The organism is Siminovitchia sediminis, from assembly GCF_042680885.1.
GTDB lineage: Bacteria > Bacillota > Bacilli > Bacillales > Bacillaceae_C > Siminovitchia > Siminovitchia sediminis.
Genome location: NZ_JBHUEO010000030.1, coordinates 69,854 through 83,324, shown reverse-complemented (window position 1 = coordinate 83,324; position 13,471 = coordinate 69,854). Strand labels below are relative to the sequence as shown.

Annotated in this window: 15 protein-coding genes; 8 read left to right on the top strand and 7 right to left on the bottom strand. The window is 42.3% G+C overall.

The window, feature by feature from the left end; translation table 11 throughout:
• Window positions 1–155: 155 nt before the first annotated feature.
• Genes hemY through hemE form a run of 3 tightly spaced genes read right to left on the bottom strand, consistent with a single transcriptional unit; the run spans window position 156 to window position 3,595 of the window.
• The gene (gene hemY / locus ACFSCZ_RS11425; RefSeq protein ID WP_380774061.1) at window positions 156–1,565 is read right to left on the bottom strand and encodes a protoporphyrinogen oxidase; all 1,410 of its coding nucleotides are present in this window, start codon (window positions 1,563–1,565) and stop codon (window positions 156–158) included.
• Window positions 1,566–1,583: 18 nt separating this feature from the next.
• Window positions 1,584–2,522 (bottom strand): ferrochelatase, encoded by a 939-nt coding sequence (hemH, locus tag ACFSCZ_RS11420; protein ID WP_380774060.1) that lies wholly within the window; start codon window positions 2,520–2,522, stop codon window positions 1,584–1,586.
• 17 nt (window positions 2,523–2,539) lie between these two features.
• Window positions 2,540–3,595 (bottom strand): uroporphyrinogen decarboxylase, encoded by a 1,056-nt coding sequence (hemE, locus tag ACFSCZ_RS11415; protein WP_380774059.1) that lies wholly within the window; start codon window positions 3,593–3,595, stop codon window positions 2,540–2,542.
• A 230-nt stretch (window positions 3,596–3,825) separates the two neighbouring features.
• On the opposite strand from hemE, the gene ACFSCZ_RS11410 reads away from it, so the two are divergent.
• The 3 genes from ACFSCZ_RS11410 (at window position 3,826) to ACFSCZ_RS11400 (ending at window position 7,171) form a co-directional block, all read left to right on the top strand.
• A complete protein-coding gene (locus ACFSCZ_RS11410; RefSeq protein ID WP_380774058.1) occupies window positions 3,826–4,347 on the top strand; it encodes an antibiotic biosynthesis monooxygenase family protein in 522 nt (173 codons plus the stop codon).
• A 114-nt stretch (window positions 4,348–4,461) separates the two neighbouring features.
• Window positions 4,462–5,859, top strand: coding sequence for a hypothetical protein (locus ACFSCZ_RS11405; RefSeq protein ID WP_380774057.1), 1,398 nt, complete (start codon window positions 4,462–4,464; stop codon window positions 5,857–5,859).
• A 133-nt stretch (window positions 5,860–5,992) separates the two neighbouring features.
• Entirely contained in the window at window positions 5,993–7,171 is a 1,179-nt protein-coding gene (locus ACFSCZ_RS11400) for a M20 metallopeptidase family protein (RefSeq protein ID WP_380774056.1), read from the top strand.
• Between the two features lie 210 nt (window positions 7,172–7,381).
• Here the strand turns inward: ACFSCZ_RS11400 and ACFSCZ_RS11395 are convergent, their stop codons facing one another.
• The gene (locus ACFSCZ_RS11395) at window positions 7,382–8,605 is read right to left on the bottom strand and encodes an ABC transporter permease (RefSeq protein ID WP_380774055.1); all 1,224 of its coding nucleotides are present in this window, start codon (window positions 8,603–8,605) and stop codon (window positions 7,382–7,384) included.
• Window positions 8,589–9,338 carry an ABC transporter ATP-binding protein gene (locus ACFSCZ_RS11390; protein ID WP_380774054.1) on the bottom strand — a complete coding sequence of 250 codons (750 nt, stop codon included), beginning with the start codon at window positions 9,336–9,338 and terminating at the stop codon, window positions 8,589–8,591. Before ACFSCZ_RS11390 ends, ACFSCZ_RS11395 begins: the two co-directional genes overlap by 17 nt.
• A gap of 489 nt (window positions 9,339–9,827) precedes the next feature.
• Here ACFSCZ_RS11390 and ACFSCZ_RS11385 point away from each other — a divergent pair, with 489 nt between their 5' ends.
• Entirely contained in the window at window positions 9,828–10,250 is a 423-nt protein-coding gene (locus tag ACFSCZ_RS11385; protein WP_380774053.1) for an HIT family protein, read from the top strand.
• Between the two features lie 142 nt (window positions 10,251–10,392).
• The gene (locus ACFSCZ_RS11380) at window positions 10,393–10,914 is read left to right on the top strand and encodes a tryptophan transporter (RefSeq protein WP_380774052.1); all 522 of its coding nucleotides are present in this window, start codon (window positions 10,393–10,395) and stop codon (window positions 10,912–10,914) included.
• 37 nt (window positions 10,915–10,951) lie between these two features.
• On the opposite strand, the gene ACFSCZ_RS11375 is transcribed toward ACFSCZ_RS11380, so the two are convergent.
• Entirely contained in the window at window positions 10,952–11,146 is a 195-nt protein-coding gene (locus ACFSCZ_RS11375) for a membrane protein YhzF (RefSeq protein WP_380774051.1), read from the bottom strand.
• A gap of 144 nt (window positions 11,147–11,290) precedes the next feature.
• Between ACFSCZ_RS11375 and ACFSCZ_RS11370 the strand changes: the two genes are divergently transcribed.
• Together ACFSCZ_RS11370 and ACFSCZ_RS11365 are read left to right on the top strand one after the other, a co-directional pair.
• The gene (locus ACFSCZ_RS11370) at window positions 11,291–11,668 is read left to right on the top strand and encodes a YtxH domain-containing protein (RefSeq protein ID WP_380774050.1); all 378 of its coding nucleotides are present in this window, start codon (window positions 11,291–11,293) and stop codon (window positions 11,666–11,668) included.
• Between the two features lie 126 nt (window positions 11,669–11,794).
• A complete protein-coding gene (locus tag ACFSCZ_RS11365; RefSeq protein WP_380774049.1) occupies window positions 11,795–12,361 on the top strand; it encodes an HTH-type transcriptional regulator Hpr in 567 nt (188 codons plus the stop codon).
• A gap of 7 nt (window positions 12,362–12,368) precedes the next feature.
• Here ACFSCZ_RS11365 and ACFSCZ_RS11360 read toward each other — a convergent pair whose 3' ends face one another.
• Window positions 12,369–12,701, bottom strand: coding sequence for a DUF1878 family protein (locus ACFSCZ_RS11360; RefSeq protein ID WP_380774048.1), 333 nt, complete (start codon window positions 12,699–12,701; stop codon window positions 12,369–12,371).
• A 120-nt stretch (window positions 12,702–12,821) separates the two neighbouring features.
• On the opposite strand from ACFSCZ_RS11360, the gene ACFSCZ_RS11355 reads away from it, so the two are divergent.
• The gene (locus ACFSCZ_RS11355; protein WP_380774047.1) at window positions 12,822–13,367 is read left to right on the top strand and encodes a DUF3267 domain-containing protein; all 546 of its coding nucleotides are present in this window, start codon (window positions 12,822–12,824) and stop codon (window positions 13,365–13,367) included.
• Window positions 13,368–13,471: the final 104 nt, after the last annotated feature.

The window sequence follows — 13,471 nt, the reverse complement described above, 5'->3', positions numbered from 1 at the left end:
GACAGGTCTAGGTGGATGGGAATCTTTTTCTTAAAAATAAAAACACAAAAATCTAGATACAAGTCGTCTAAATGTAAAATAAAAAAGCCTGTAGAGAAAAAAACATATACTTTCTCTACAAGCTGGAACGTTCTTCAGAACGTCCTTTTCCATATTTATATATATTTCAAAACTTCTTCAACTGCTTCTTTTCCCTGGTCAATACAGTCTGGAATCCCAATCCCTTCATATGAACTGCCGGCAATAAACACACCGGGCATATTCCGGTGGAGATTTGATTTAATTTGTTGAATTCTTTCTTTATGCCCGACTATGTATTGCGGCATAGCTTGCTTCCAACGTGTAATGACAGTAAAGTTTGGCTTTGCAGTCAATTTCATAATACGGTTTAAATCAGTCAAGACAATTTTTTCAATTTCTTCATCTGATAAGTCCACAACCGTTTCATCGCCAGCACGCCCCACATAACAGCGCAGCAGCACTTTCCCTTCAGGGGTGGTATGAGGCCATTTCTTATGGGTCCATGTACAGGCTGTGATCGTATAATCACTATTCCTCGAAACAACAAACCCCGTACCGTCTAAATGATCATCTACATCTCCCTTATCAAATGCCATCGCAACGGTAGCTACAGATGTAGCAGGCATTTCTTTCAATCTAGAAATCACAGGGTCTTCAGCAAATAAATCCGCCAGAGCTAAATGAGGCAAAGCCAGTACGACGCTGTCTGCTTCTAATAATTGTTCGTTGTTCAACAATAGACTGTATCGTTCTCCTGCTGACTTGTCTATAGCCAGTACGCGCGTTCCTTTTAATACAGAAACATTGTCCAATTTTCCTTCAACGGCTTCAACCAGTGAATAAAGACCGCCTTTTAATGCAAGAAAAATTCCCTGGTTCTTCGCATTAACATGCTTTTTAGGAGCGGAAGGGGTTGTTTTTTTCATCCCGCGGATCAAACTCCGGTACTGTTGCTCTACTTTATAAAACTGAGGGAAAGTAGACATCAAACTGAGCTGATCAATATCACCTGCATAAATACCGGACAGGAGCGGTTCAACCAGATTTTCCACCACTTCGTCCCCTAGCCTTCTCCGGAAAAATCCTCCTAACGCTTGATCTCCTGAAATTTTTGATCTCGGCATGACAAAATCTGCCGCTGCCCTTACTTTGCCGGGCACGGTAAAAAGATTTGTCGTAATGAACGGAGTAATTTTTGTCGGGATCCCCATCACCGCCCCTTTAGGCATCGGGTGGAGTTGTTCGTTGGCAAGTACAAATGCACGGCCGGCTGTATTGTTGACAAGTTGGTCCCTCAGCCCTACTTCTACGGCCAGTTCTGCTGCACTCTTCTTTCTTTCTAAGAAAGAGTCGGGACCACGCTCAATTGTAAAGCCATCTCTATGCAATGTCTGAAATTTCCCCCCAAGCTTGTGGCTTGCTTCCACAAGCGTGAGATCCCAAGGCAGGTGTTTTTCCCTAACTGATTTCTGCAAGTAGTAAGCTGCGGTTAAACCAGTGATTCCCCCACCGACCACTACTACTTTTTTTCTTTCATCCGCCAATCCGAAATCGCCTTCTTTTTATTGTAGTTTTCCAAGTTTCTTCAAAACTGTGTCCGCCAGTGCATCAATAAATTCGGGGTGTGCATCCGGCATGTCAGGACGGAAATAGGCAGCACCTACTTCATCCGTCACTGCTTTACATTCATGATCGTTATCATAAAGTACTTCCAAGTGCGTTGAAACAAATCCCACCGGGATATAAACAAACGCTTTATACTTATGCTTAAGGTATAAGTCACGGGTTAAATCCTGGACATCCGGACCAAGCCACGGCTCCGGCGTATTCCCCTCACTTTGCCACCCCACTGCGTAATGCCGAATTCCTGCCCCTTCTGCAATTAAATCGGCTGTTTCCTGTAATTGCTGAGGATAAGGGTCATTATATTGAAGAATTTTCTCCGGCAAGCTATGGGCAGATACAATAAGACAGGCCGATTTCCTCACTTCATCCGGCATTTGATGGTATACTTCCCGCACTTTCTTAACCCAATAATCTATGAATTTGGGTTCCTTATACCAGCTTTCAATCGAAGTGATTTCAGGACCGCCAATCTCTTTTGCCTTCTCCTGTGCCCGTCCATTGTAAGATTTGACGCTAAAGGTTGAGAAATGAGGTGCCAAAACAATAGAAACGGCTTCATGGATCCCGTCGGCATTCATTTGTTGGACCGCATCTTCAATAAAAGGTTCAATGTGTTTCAATCCGATATATGCTTTAAATTCAATGTCTTCTTGAATGTCATTCAGCCTTTTTTCCAGACTATAAGCCTGGTCTTCTGTAATTTTTGCGAGCGGCGAGATACCGCCGATTGCCTCATATCGTCTCCTCAAATCCTCCAGAGCTTCCGGCGACGGCGGCCTTCCGTGTCTGATATGAGTATAATACCGTTTGATATCATCTTCATCGTATGGAGTTCCGTATGCCATCACCAATAGCCCCAATTTCTTTTTCGGCATGTTTCCGTGCTCCTTTTTTACTTGAGTTTCTGCTTTAATTTTTCTGTGCTGTATTCGTGAACAAAGGAAGTCAGCTTTTTCAATATTTCCGGTTTGACATCAGGGAAGACTCCGTGGCCGAGGTTGAAAATAAACCCGGGCTGCTGAATCCCCTGGTCAATAATATCTTTTGCTCTTTCCTCGATAACATTCCATGGAGAAATAAGAGCCGCCGGATCCAAGTTCCCTTGCACTGCCTTTGTAATCCCAAGTTTACGGGCCTCCGCAATGGGCAGCCTCCAGTCCAAACCGACTACATCCAATGGCAGATCATTCCATTCCAAGGCCAAATGGCTGGCGCCCACCCCGTGCATGATCAGCGGGACATTTTCATTTTTCAGTTCAGAGAATATTCTTTCCATAACAGGTTTGATAAATGTACGATAGTCGGCACGGCTCAGTGCTCCCACCCACGAATCAAACAACTGGACTGCACTGGCACCTGCCCGGATTTGCGATTTTAAATAAACTACAGTCATATCACCGAGTTTTTGCATCAGCATGTCCCAAGCCTTCGGCTCCGAATACATGAACGCTTTCGTTTTGTGATAGTTCTTTGAAGGGCCTCCCTCGATCATGTAAGAAGCCAGTGTAAACGGTGCACCGCCAAATCCGATCAAAGGAACAGATAACTGCTCTTTTGTTAAAATTTGGATCGTCTTGAGCACATAATCAATATTTTGTTCCGGATCCAGTTCACCCAGTTTTTCCACATCACCGGCTGTACGGATTGGATTTTCAATAACGGGACCAATCCCGCTGACAATGTCAACATTTACACCGATCGCAGGCAGCGGAGTCATAATATCCTTATACAGAATTGCTGCATCCACATTGTAGTTTTCTACGGGAAGCCTAGTGACATATGCACACAGCTCAGGCTGATGAGTAATCTCGAATAAGGAATACTTTTCTTTCAGCTTCCGATACTCTGGCTGTGACCGTCCCGCCTGCCGCATATACCATACTGGTACATGTTCCGTTTTCCCACCTTTTGCTGCTCGTAAAAAAGTATCGTTTGTTATTTTCCCCATGACAAAGGAATCCACCTTTCAGGTTTTTCGTATATCAACATGGATCTTATCCAACATAAAATAGAACATGTGATTGTCTAAAGCTTACTATATTACTTTTAAATGCCGAAGTATAGACGGGATGCCGGGTTGTCATAAATTTGTGCTTTTTAATAAGCCGGGCATTTGGTTTGTCCTTACCCTTTATGGGTAAAATCAGGTAATGAGTATTATCAAAGGAGTGTCTTGATTTGTATACGTATATCACATCAGGAACCTATTATTTCTTAAAACAAGTGATGGAAAAGAATCCGAATGAAAAAATACTGATGATGCAAAATGCCGAAACTTCTCAGATATGGCATGAAACTAAAGGCTCCACCGTTTTTCAGTCACCGAGAAAATATGAGGTGATCCTTGCAGTCGGACCACTCGAAAACAAAGGGTTTGCAGCTGTTAATCATATACCTGTTCGAGAAGAGGGACGACCGGTTTTTGAATATAACTTTACAGAAAGCATGAAAAAAGCAGAATCCTTTCCGGGCTTTAAGGCTATAAGAGTGTTGCGGCCTCTGACAAACGATTCCTATATCGTCATGACGATCTGGCAGAATGAGGATGCTTATCATGTTTGGAAAAAATCTCCGGCTTTTGCCGATGCTCATAAAAATGTCTCTGCACTTGAATCCGTTAAAAGTCATAGTGTATTTTCGGGACCTTCCTATGTAAAACTATTTGTACTCGGTGACGAAGAATTGGATGACAGTAAGTAATTTACTTTCCCTATGCCCCCGGGTGAACACATCTCCCCCCTCGACTTCATAAGATACATCGTGGGATGAAAGTCCTAAATTCCATCGAATGATGAAGACTAGGGAGGAGTTGCTGTGGAATTAGAATTAACAGCCTTACACTGGTTGTATCTCCTGTTCATCGGACTGAGTATCCTGTTTTTAATTCTAAAGCGGGATCTCACCATTTTATGCATCACCGGAATTGTTCTGATCGCTTATATGGCCACCGGTTCAGCGGCTGCGTCCATTAGCGGGATTTTTACGAGCTTTATGTTTGCCATTACCGAACTGCTCTCCATTATCCTTGTTATTTCCATCATTTCAGCCATGAGCAAAATATTAATGGAAACAGGAATTAACGATTATATGATTTCTCCCTTTACAAAAATCATCAGAACCCCCGGCTTGGCTTTTTGGACGACCGGGATTCTCATGATGGTGATTTCCTGGTTTTTTTGGCCCTCTCCTGCCGTTGCATTAATGGGAGCCGTTTTACTTCCCATCGCGCTCCGTGTCGGACTTCCCGCATTGGGGGTTGCCATGGCCATGAATCTTTTTGGGCATGGCATTGCCTTATCAGGTGATTTTATTATTCAGGGTGCACCCAAACTCTCAGCTGATGCGGCAGGCATACCAGTGACCGAGGTTATGGCTGCAAGCATTCCCCTTATATTAGTCATGGGAACGGTTACAACAGTCACAGCTTTTTTTCTGTTGAAAAGTGATATGAAAAAAGGAAAATTTGACTCCTCACAGAATTTTTCACAGTCAGCAGAAGTGGTAAAAGAAACCGGCAAAGAACAGCTTTCCATTGGTGTAAAACGGCTATTCGCTATTATGATTCCCCTTTTATTCGCTGCCAATATCATCTTAATGTTTACATTAAATCTCCAAGGCGGTGACGCAACTGCACTGATCGGCGGCACCTCAGTACTAATACTACTATTTACATCTATAGCAGCACATAAACAGAAGGCACTGGAAAATACCACGAAATTTCTCATTGAAGGACTCCAGTTTGGCTTTAGAGTTTTTGGACCTGTGATCCCTATTGCTGCCTTTTTCTATCTTGGAGGCGGCGGATTTGAACAGATGATCGGCACCTCTCTCCCTGATGGTTCTACAGGCATCGTCAATGATCTTGGCATTGCTCTTGCAAATACCGTACCTGTTACTGAATCCCTGGGTGTATTGACGATGACAGCAGTAGGGGTTATCACCGGACTCGACGGATCGGGTTTTTCGGGTCTCCCGCTTACCGGATCCATTGCCGGGCTTTTCGGCGCAGCCCTTGGCTCCGGAACAGCTGTCATGACAGCATTGGGCCAGTTAACAACCATCTGGATCGGCGGCGGTACACTCGTCCCTTGGGCATTAATTCCTGCAGCCGCTATCTGTAATGTAGATCCCTTTGAATTAGCTCGCCGAAACCTTATCCCTGTAGTCATCGGTTTAACAGTGACCGCCATCTTTGCAATGTTTCTCATTTAAAGAAATGCACACGGCTGCATTTCTTTTTTTGTTTCCGTATCAGTTGATTATTTATCGTCTGAACTGCTCATTCCATGGGAGAGACTATGTTATAATCATTCTTAAGTAAATACTTAATAGGCGGTGGTTCTTTATGAAGCAGGCTCTATTTAAAAGGTTCGATGATCATTACGAAGAGATGGTACATATCAGAAGATACCTGCACCAGCATCCTGAGCTGTCGTTTAAAGAATATAAAACAGCTGCTTATATAGCGGAGTTTTATCGGCAGTTAGGAATCGAAGTACAGACCGGGGTGGGCGGCAATGGAGTGGTGGCCCGGATAAAAGGAAAAAAACCCGGCAAACGGATTGCGTTAAGGGCTGACTTTGATGCCCTTCCCATCCAGGAAGAAACGGGTCTTCCTTTCAGTTCAACGGTGCCGGGGATTATGCATGCCTGCGGACATGACGGCCATACAGCAGTTCTGTTAACCATCGGCAGAGTGCTGCATGAGATGATTGATGATCTTCCCGGTGAATATGTTTTCATCCACCAGCATGCCGAAGAACTTGCCCCCGGGGGAGCGGTTTCCATGATTAAAGATGGCTGTCTGGATGGTGTTGATGCGATTTTCGGAACACATTTATGGGCTGAAATTCCTTATAAAACGATCAGTTACCGGACAGGCCCTTTTATGGCAGCCGCAGACGGGTTCGAAATTGTTATTAAAGGCCGCGGAGGGCATGGAGCCATGCCTCATAAGACGAAAGATGCCATAGTCATTGGTTCCCAGCTCGTGACGAATTTGCAGCATATTGTCAGCCGCAGAGTGAATCCTGTAGACCCAGCAGTCATTTCTGTAGGTTCATTTGTTGCAGAAAATGCCTTTAATGTTATCGCGGATACAGCTAAATTAAAGGGGACAGTCAGGACATTCAGTGAGGAAGCCCGTGATTTTATTGAGAAAGAAATGGAAACAGTGATTAAAGGGACGTGCCTGGCAAACGGCTGTGACTATGAATTTACCTATCACCGCGGGTATCCCGCAGTTGTCAATCATCAAAATGAAACTGAATTCTTAGCTAAAAAGGCAGCTGAAGTACAGGGTGTTGACCATGTGGAGGAATTGGAATTACAAATGGGAGGAGAAGATTTCGCTTACTATCTTCAACACGTGAAAGGCACCTTCTTTTTTACAGGGGCCCAGCCTGATCCGGAGTCTTCTTATCCACACCACCATCCAAAATTTGACATTAAAGAAGAGGCCATGCTGCTGGCAGCAAAAACGCTGGCATGGACTGCAGTTGAATATCAAAAGCAGGAACGCTGACAGGAGGAGCCTGTGACAGCTTCCTGATGTAAGTAACCGCAATGCGCTTTAGCCGCAAGTATCCATACAAGAACAATTGCTGCCTTTTTACTCGGGGTACACGCTGAAAGTCTGGTTTCTCCATTAGCGGTGAAACTGATTTGCAATTGATTTACAGCCCCGCGGGGTGACAGATTTGAAGAAGCACTCGCCAAAACAAAGCGAGTGCTTTTAATATGGCTCCATTTTCTTGACTCTTCCCGGGACATACTGTTTACCGAACACAATTGCAAACAATAGGCTTGCTGCAAGAACGAGGAGTGCATTAAAGAGATTTCCGCTTACGGCTGTGATCACTCCGAACAACAGTGCCTGAATTCCGAGGATTCTTATCAGCAGACGGTAAAAATCCCTTTTCTTTATATCAGCCGGCACTGGATACAAATGAATCCAAATTTTCAAGTCATAACGCCGGATGAGAGGAAGAAGCTGAAAGCCTGTTAAATATAAGAACAGCCATGAAATACCAATGGCAGCATATAAATGATCCACGAAATACAAAATCAGGCATGCCATCGCGGTTAACCGAAGGATCAGCCCAGAATATTCGCTGGTTCTGACAATCGTCCGCGCATACAAAAACCGGAATGTACTTTTTTCTGCAAATGGAATAGACATGAAAATCGGATCCATCCACTTTCGTCTCCAAACTTTGCTTCCCAGATGAGGCACATCGGTGAATAGATTAGCCATTCGATAAAACTTCAGCATTCGACCCTGCTCTTTTTCAATAAGCCTTTCCCACTTGAGTGTCTTTTTTTTCATTGACTGCCTGGTATACACAGTAAATGCGGCCATGATTAGCATAACTGCCAAGATAAACCACCAAGAGGCTCGAGAGATGAGTAAATACAGTAATCCGGCATTTAACAGATAGCGCATGAAGAGATCTGCTGTCAGAGTAGGAGAATCGTTTGTTTTCAAGATATCCCACCGCAATGCCAAATTCCAATATTTTAAAAGGAGCAGCACGGCAAACAAGAAGACAAAGGACATGAAGCCTGCACCCTCCACCCGGTTATACATCGGCATGAAGGCAGCTGATACAAGAAGAAGAACATAGGCCTGAATGATAAAACTAAGCCTTAACCCTTTTTTAAAATAATCCTTTAATTCATCTTCCAACGGAATCAGAAAGACTTTGTCCGCCTCTTTTACCAGCGTGATGATGGGGCCGGCTGTCAGCAGGAAAGCCAACACAACCGTCATTACAAGGGCAGCAGGAAAATCTGGAGGTAGATCATTTACCCATTGAGAGTAATAATAAATGGCAGCTCCTCCCCCGAAAATTAATACAAATTTAATGTGATCGTTAAACATGTATTTCAAATATCGCCGCATTTCTTCCTGAAATGCCTGAAGCCTTTCCGGCCAGAGTTCATGTATTTGTTTCATCAGGCTCTTCCTTCGTTAACTGGATATATATATCATTTAAAGAGGCATTGCGCATTCCGAATTGCTCCTGCAGCTGTTCCAGTGTTCCTTTCGCGCGGACTTGCCCGCCATGCAAGATCACAAACCCGTCACAAAATTGCTCTGCTGTTGCAAGTATATGGGTAGACATTAAAATACCGGCGCCATTCTGTTTCATTTTTTTCATCCACTCTAACAAAGATTGGATACCGAGGGGGTCCAGCCCTACAAAAGGCTCGTCAATAATGTATAAGGACGGCTCAATCAAAAAAGCGCTCATAATCATCACTTTTTGTTTCATACCTTTAGAAAAATGCGCAGGAAACCACTTCATTTTTTTATCAAGACGAAATTCTTGCAATAAAGGCTTTGCTCGTTCTTCAAAGGTTTCCCTTGAGAGCCCGTAAGCCATAGCAGTCAATTGAAGATGTTCTTCAAGAGTTAATTCATCATACAGCACAGGAGTTTCAGGTACAAAAGCAAATTGTTTTCTGTACTTGACACGATCTTCTTCCAAGCATGTCCCGTTGATTGTGATTTTTCCGGAACGAGGCTCCATAAGGCCAATAATATGTTTAATCGTTGTACTTTTCCCGGCTCCATTCAGACCGATTAATCCAATCAGCTGCCCTTCCTTCATGGAAAATGAAACATCTTGCAAAACCGGCTTTTTTGTATATCCGCCAGTCAGGTTTTGAATTTCCAACAATGACATGTCATTTCGTCCTCTCATTAAAACTGATTTCATTGTACCAAAAATTAAGGCGCTAAGCATTTATATGTTGGTGAATTTTACCTATTATATCTACTGCTGAAGTGCACAAAATAATTTCTGAAGGCAGCGGAAAAGCAAAGCTGGGGTGATTGTCAAAGACAATGAACTGCAGTAGATGCGGAAAGTACAATCAATCCATGAACTTGTAATCAGTACCTTCCAAGGGGATGATTGCGTTGGGCATGAAATTCATTGATCTTTAACAGATCAATCCCATGAACAGTAATCACTTACCTTCGTTAAGGGGATGATTGCGTTGGGCATGAATATGATTGACCTTTAATCGAACCGATGGGCAAGATGAAGAACTTTCCTGATAAAGCCGCTAATCCTTCAATGTGCAGAGCTGAATTGGCTCTGCACATTTTGTTGTTTTCCTCAACCTTATGTTAAAATGGTTTAATATACCAGCAATAAGGAGGAGTAGATATGAGCGATTGTATTTTTTGTAAAATTATAAATGGCGATCTGCCTTCTGCAAAAGTATTTGAAAACGAAGATATCTTGGCTTTTTTGGACATTAGCCAGATTACCAAAGGCCACACATTAGTGATTCCCAAAGTACATATAGAAGATCTTTTTGGCATGGATGAAGAAACAGCCGCAAAACTTTTTTCTGTCGTACCTGAAATCGCAAAGGCAATCAAAGAAGAGTTTGGAGCCAAAGGAATGAACCTGCTCAACAATAATGGCTCATTTGCCGGACAGGAAGTTTTTCATTATCATATGCATCTGATTCCAAGGTATGGTCAGAACGATGGTTTTTCCAAACAGTTTATCAGCCATCAATCTGATTACTCCCCAGAAGATCTCCAATCTATGGCATCAGCCATTTCAAGCCGGTTATCGTAACCGGCTGTTTTTGAACCCATATAAGCTAAAAAAGCTTCATATTACTAAAATACTATGTTACAATATTGTTAATCTTTCGCTGCCAGCAAGAGAGCATGTCAGGAAAGAAGCGAGAGTTTAGTTGAGAAGAGGAGAGATACAAATGAATACGAGAACGCTTGTCACCTTGTCGTTGTTTGTGGCAATTGGGGCTGCTTTGCATTTTATCATGCCCGGGATCTTTATGGGGATGAAGCCAGACACGATGCTGGCAATGATGTTTTTGGGAATTGCACTTTTCCCGGATAAGAAAAATGTACTGCTGCTTGGCTTGGCCACTGGTCTTCTTGCAGGAATTACATCCACCTTTCCAGGCGGATTTGTACCCAACCTGATTGATAAACCGATTTCTGCATTTATTTTCTTTGGACTTTATCTGCTTATTTCAAAAAACATGTCTAACATTATCGGTGTATCTATCCTCACAGCAATTGGTACTTTAGTTTCAGGAACAGTGTTCCTGACATCCGCTTACCTCATTGTCGGTTTACCAGGACCTTTTGCTGCTTTATTTGGTACCGTAGTAATACCTGCTATGATTATGAACGCAGTCGCCATGTTTGTATTATTCCCGATTGCCAAATCAATATTGAAACGGACAAATATGTTGCAAGAAGCATCTTAAACAGATAAGAACCCTTCAGAGGGTTCTTATTTTTTCATTACTTTATGAAAAACAGGATCAAAAACCCAACGGAAAGCAGTACTCCCCCAACCCCTCCCAAAGAAACGGCACGGGCACGCACAATGTGCTTGGGGGGATAAATACGGGATTGCTGGTATAATATTACATAATAGAGCATGGCCAATATCATGAGAGAGCCCAGGGTGATGAAAAGAATCGTAATCACATTCATATCGTCATCCCCTTTCTTTAAGAATCTCCGGCTGGCATAAATTGAAACACAAAAAAAGTGTGTATATGTCAAAGTTAGGGTAAAGTGAATATAGGTAAGTTTAATTTTCTTCAAAATAAATCTTATGAAGCAGGGTGAGGAAAAATGAACAAAAAAATGTTAACGTATGGACTATTGGTTGGAAGTGCAGTCGGTGCAGCTGCCGCTTTTCTTTACACGCCGCTTTCCGGGAAGGAGCTTCGCAGACAGGTAACCGAATCAAAAGATGATTGGATTCGATTGGCCAATGAGTTCAAAACCAATGCTATGGAGTTAAAGGAGTCAGTTACCAAATTATCGCAAGATGGCAAAGAAATTATCAAAGATTTGGCCGTGGATGTTAAAGCTGCCGTTGAGGAATGGCAGAGCGAGATTGAGCCGACGAAAGAAGCCATGCAGACCGAAATCAAAAAAATCCAACAAACCATTGCCGAATTAGAAGATAAACTTCAAGAAGGAAAAGAAACAATTCGTCCTTCCTGAGGCAGGACCGGGTACTTCCCTCTGCCTCCTCCTCAACATTTTGTCAATTCTATTTCATTTTTCAGATTGAATTTTTATTATTTTTTTTACATAATAATAGAAACAGCTCAAAAACGGGGGAATACTATGGGAGATCAACACGTTTCGGTGAAAGAAGCAATGATTTTCAGCCAACGGATGGCGCAACTCAGCAAAGCTCTATGGAAAGCCATAGAGAAAGATTGGCAGAATTGGATTAAGCCCTATGACCTGAACATTAATGAACATCATATTTTGTGGATCGCCTATCATTTGAAAGGCGCTTCGATTTCAGATATTGCCAAGTTTGGAGTCATGCATGTTTCAACCGCGTTCAACTTTTCAAAAAAACTGGCCGAACGGGGCTATCTTCAATTTTCAAAAAAAGAAAATGATAAACGCAATACGTATGTAAAACTCACAGATCTTGGAGAAGATCTTCTAATGGAACTGGTGGAGCACTATAATCCTGAAGAGGATTCTGTTTATACGGCAGCAGCACCTCTAAAAGAACTATACGGAAAACTGCCTGAAGCCTTGGAAATGATGGCGATCATCAGGCAAATATATGGTGATGATTTCATGGAGATTTTTGAAAAATCCAACGACAATCTTACAACCCATTTTTTTGAGGAAGAAGCATCCGCCGACAGGGCTAAAGTCAATGCCGTATGATAACCGTTCATTCCATATTCATCCATAATTTTTTCATTAGTTCTACATATATCTGTTGGTTTAAACAGGCCTGCACCGTTTCCTTCGGGTGCAGTTTTTTATTTAGTCCAGCGGTAAACTGCCTATAAAGCGGTGAATGAAATACAAACTTTTCCGCCTTTTGTTCTTCCATTTCCTCCTCAAGCTCCCTGCACAGTTCATGAAAATCCTTTACTTCCTCCTCTGTCAGCCCTTTTTGAATTACCAGCAAATCAAAATCCCTATTTACAGGCTGTATCATTCCGAGCAGCAGCTTTACATGGTACTCCAAAGTTTCAACTCTGTTTTTTAATTCATCCAATGCTCCACACCCCTTATATTCAAAAATTTGCTTGACCTCAGCGGAAAATCATATTGCTTTTTCCAGATTTCCATCGTACATTATGAGTATTATATTTTACCATATGAGGAGGGCTGCACCATGCATTGCTGGAAAGCTTATCATGTGAACCGAAAACACTTATTTTTCCGGCGTTTTTTTATTTCATTTTTAGTTTCTCTTTTTGTATTTATTGCCGGCTACTTGACTTTGCATGCCGTTTCAGCCCAGACATTTGACGATGATTATTTCCTTGTGTTTTTATGCAGTCTGATTTTACTATATCCGGTTCATAAACTTTGTCATATTCTACCGATTGTCACTTATTATAAATATATGAAATGGGAATTCGATCGCCATTTTTATATACTGCCGGTCATTCACCTTCAATTTGGCTGTCCGATCCCGAAGGCTCAGTTTGGCACGGCACTCGTTTTTCCTTTTATAATATTAAATGCTATTTTCATAACAGGTGTTGCGATTTATCCTCAATTTGGTCACTATTTTACCATTTTACTTTCATACCATAACGGGTTATCAGTATTTGATCTGCTGCTCTTTAAATCTCTTCTTCTTTCGCCCAAACACGCTTTAGTGGAAGAGAACGAGGATGGATATGAAATTTTGGTGGAAAATGATATAATTTAAAGATGCTTTCATGAAAAAGATAGGAAACACATTTTTGAAACTGTTTTTTCTTCAAAAAATTTGCTATCGTATGTATATGGAGATAGTTAGGGGGAGGATTTAGC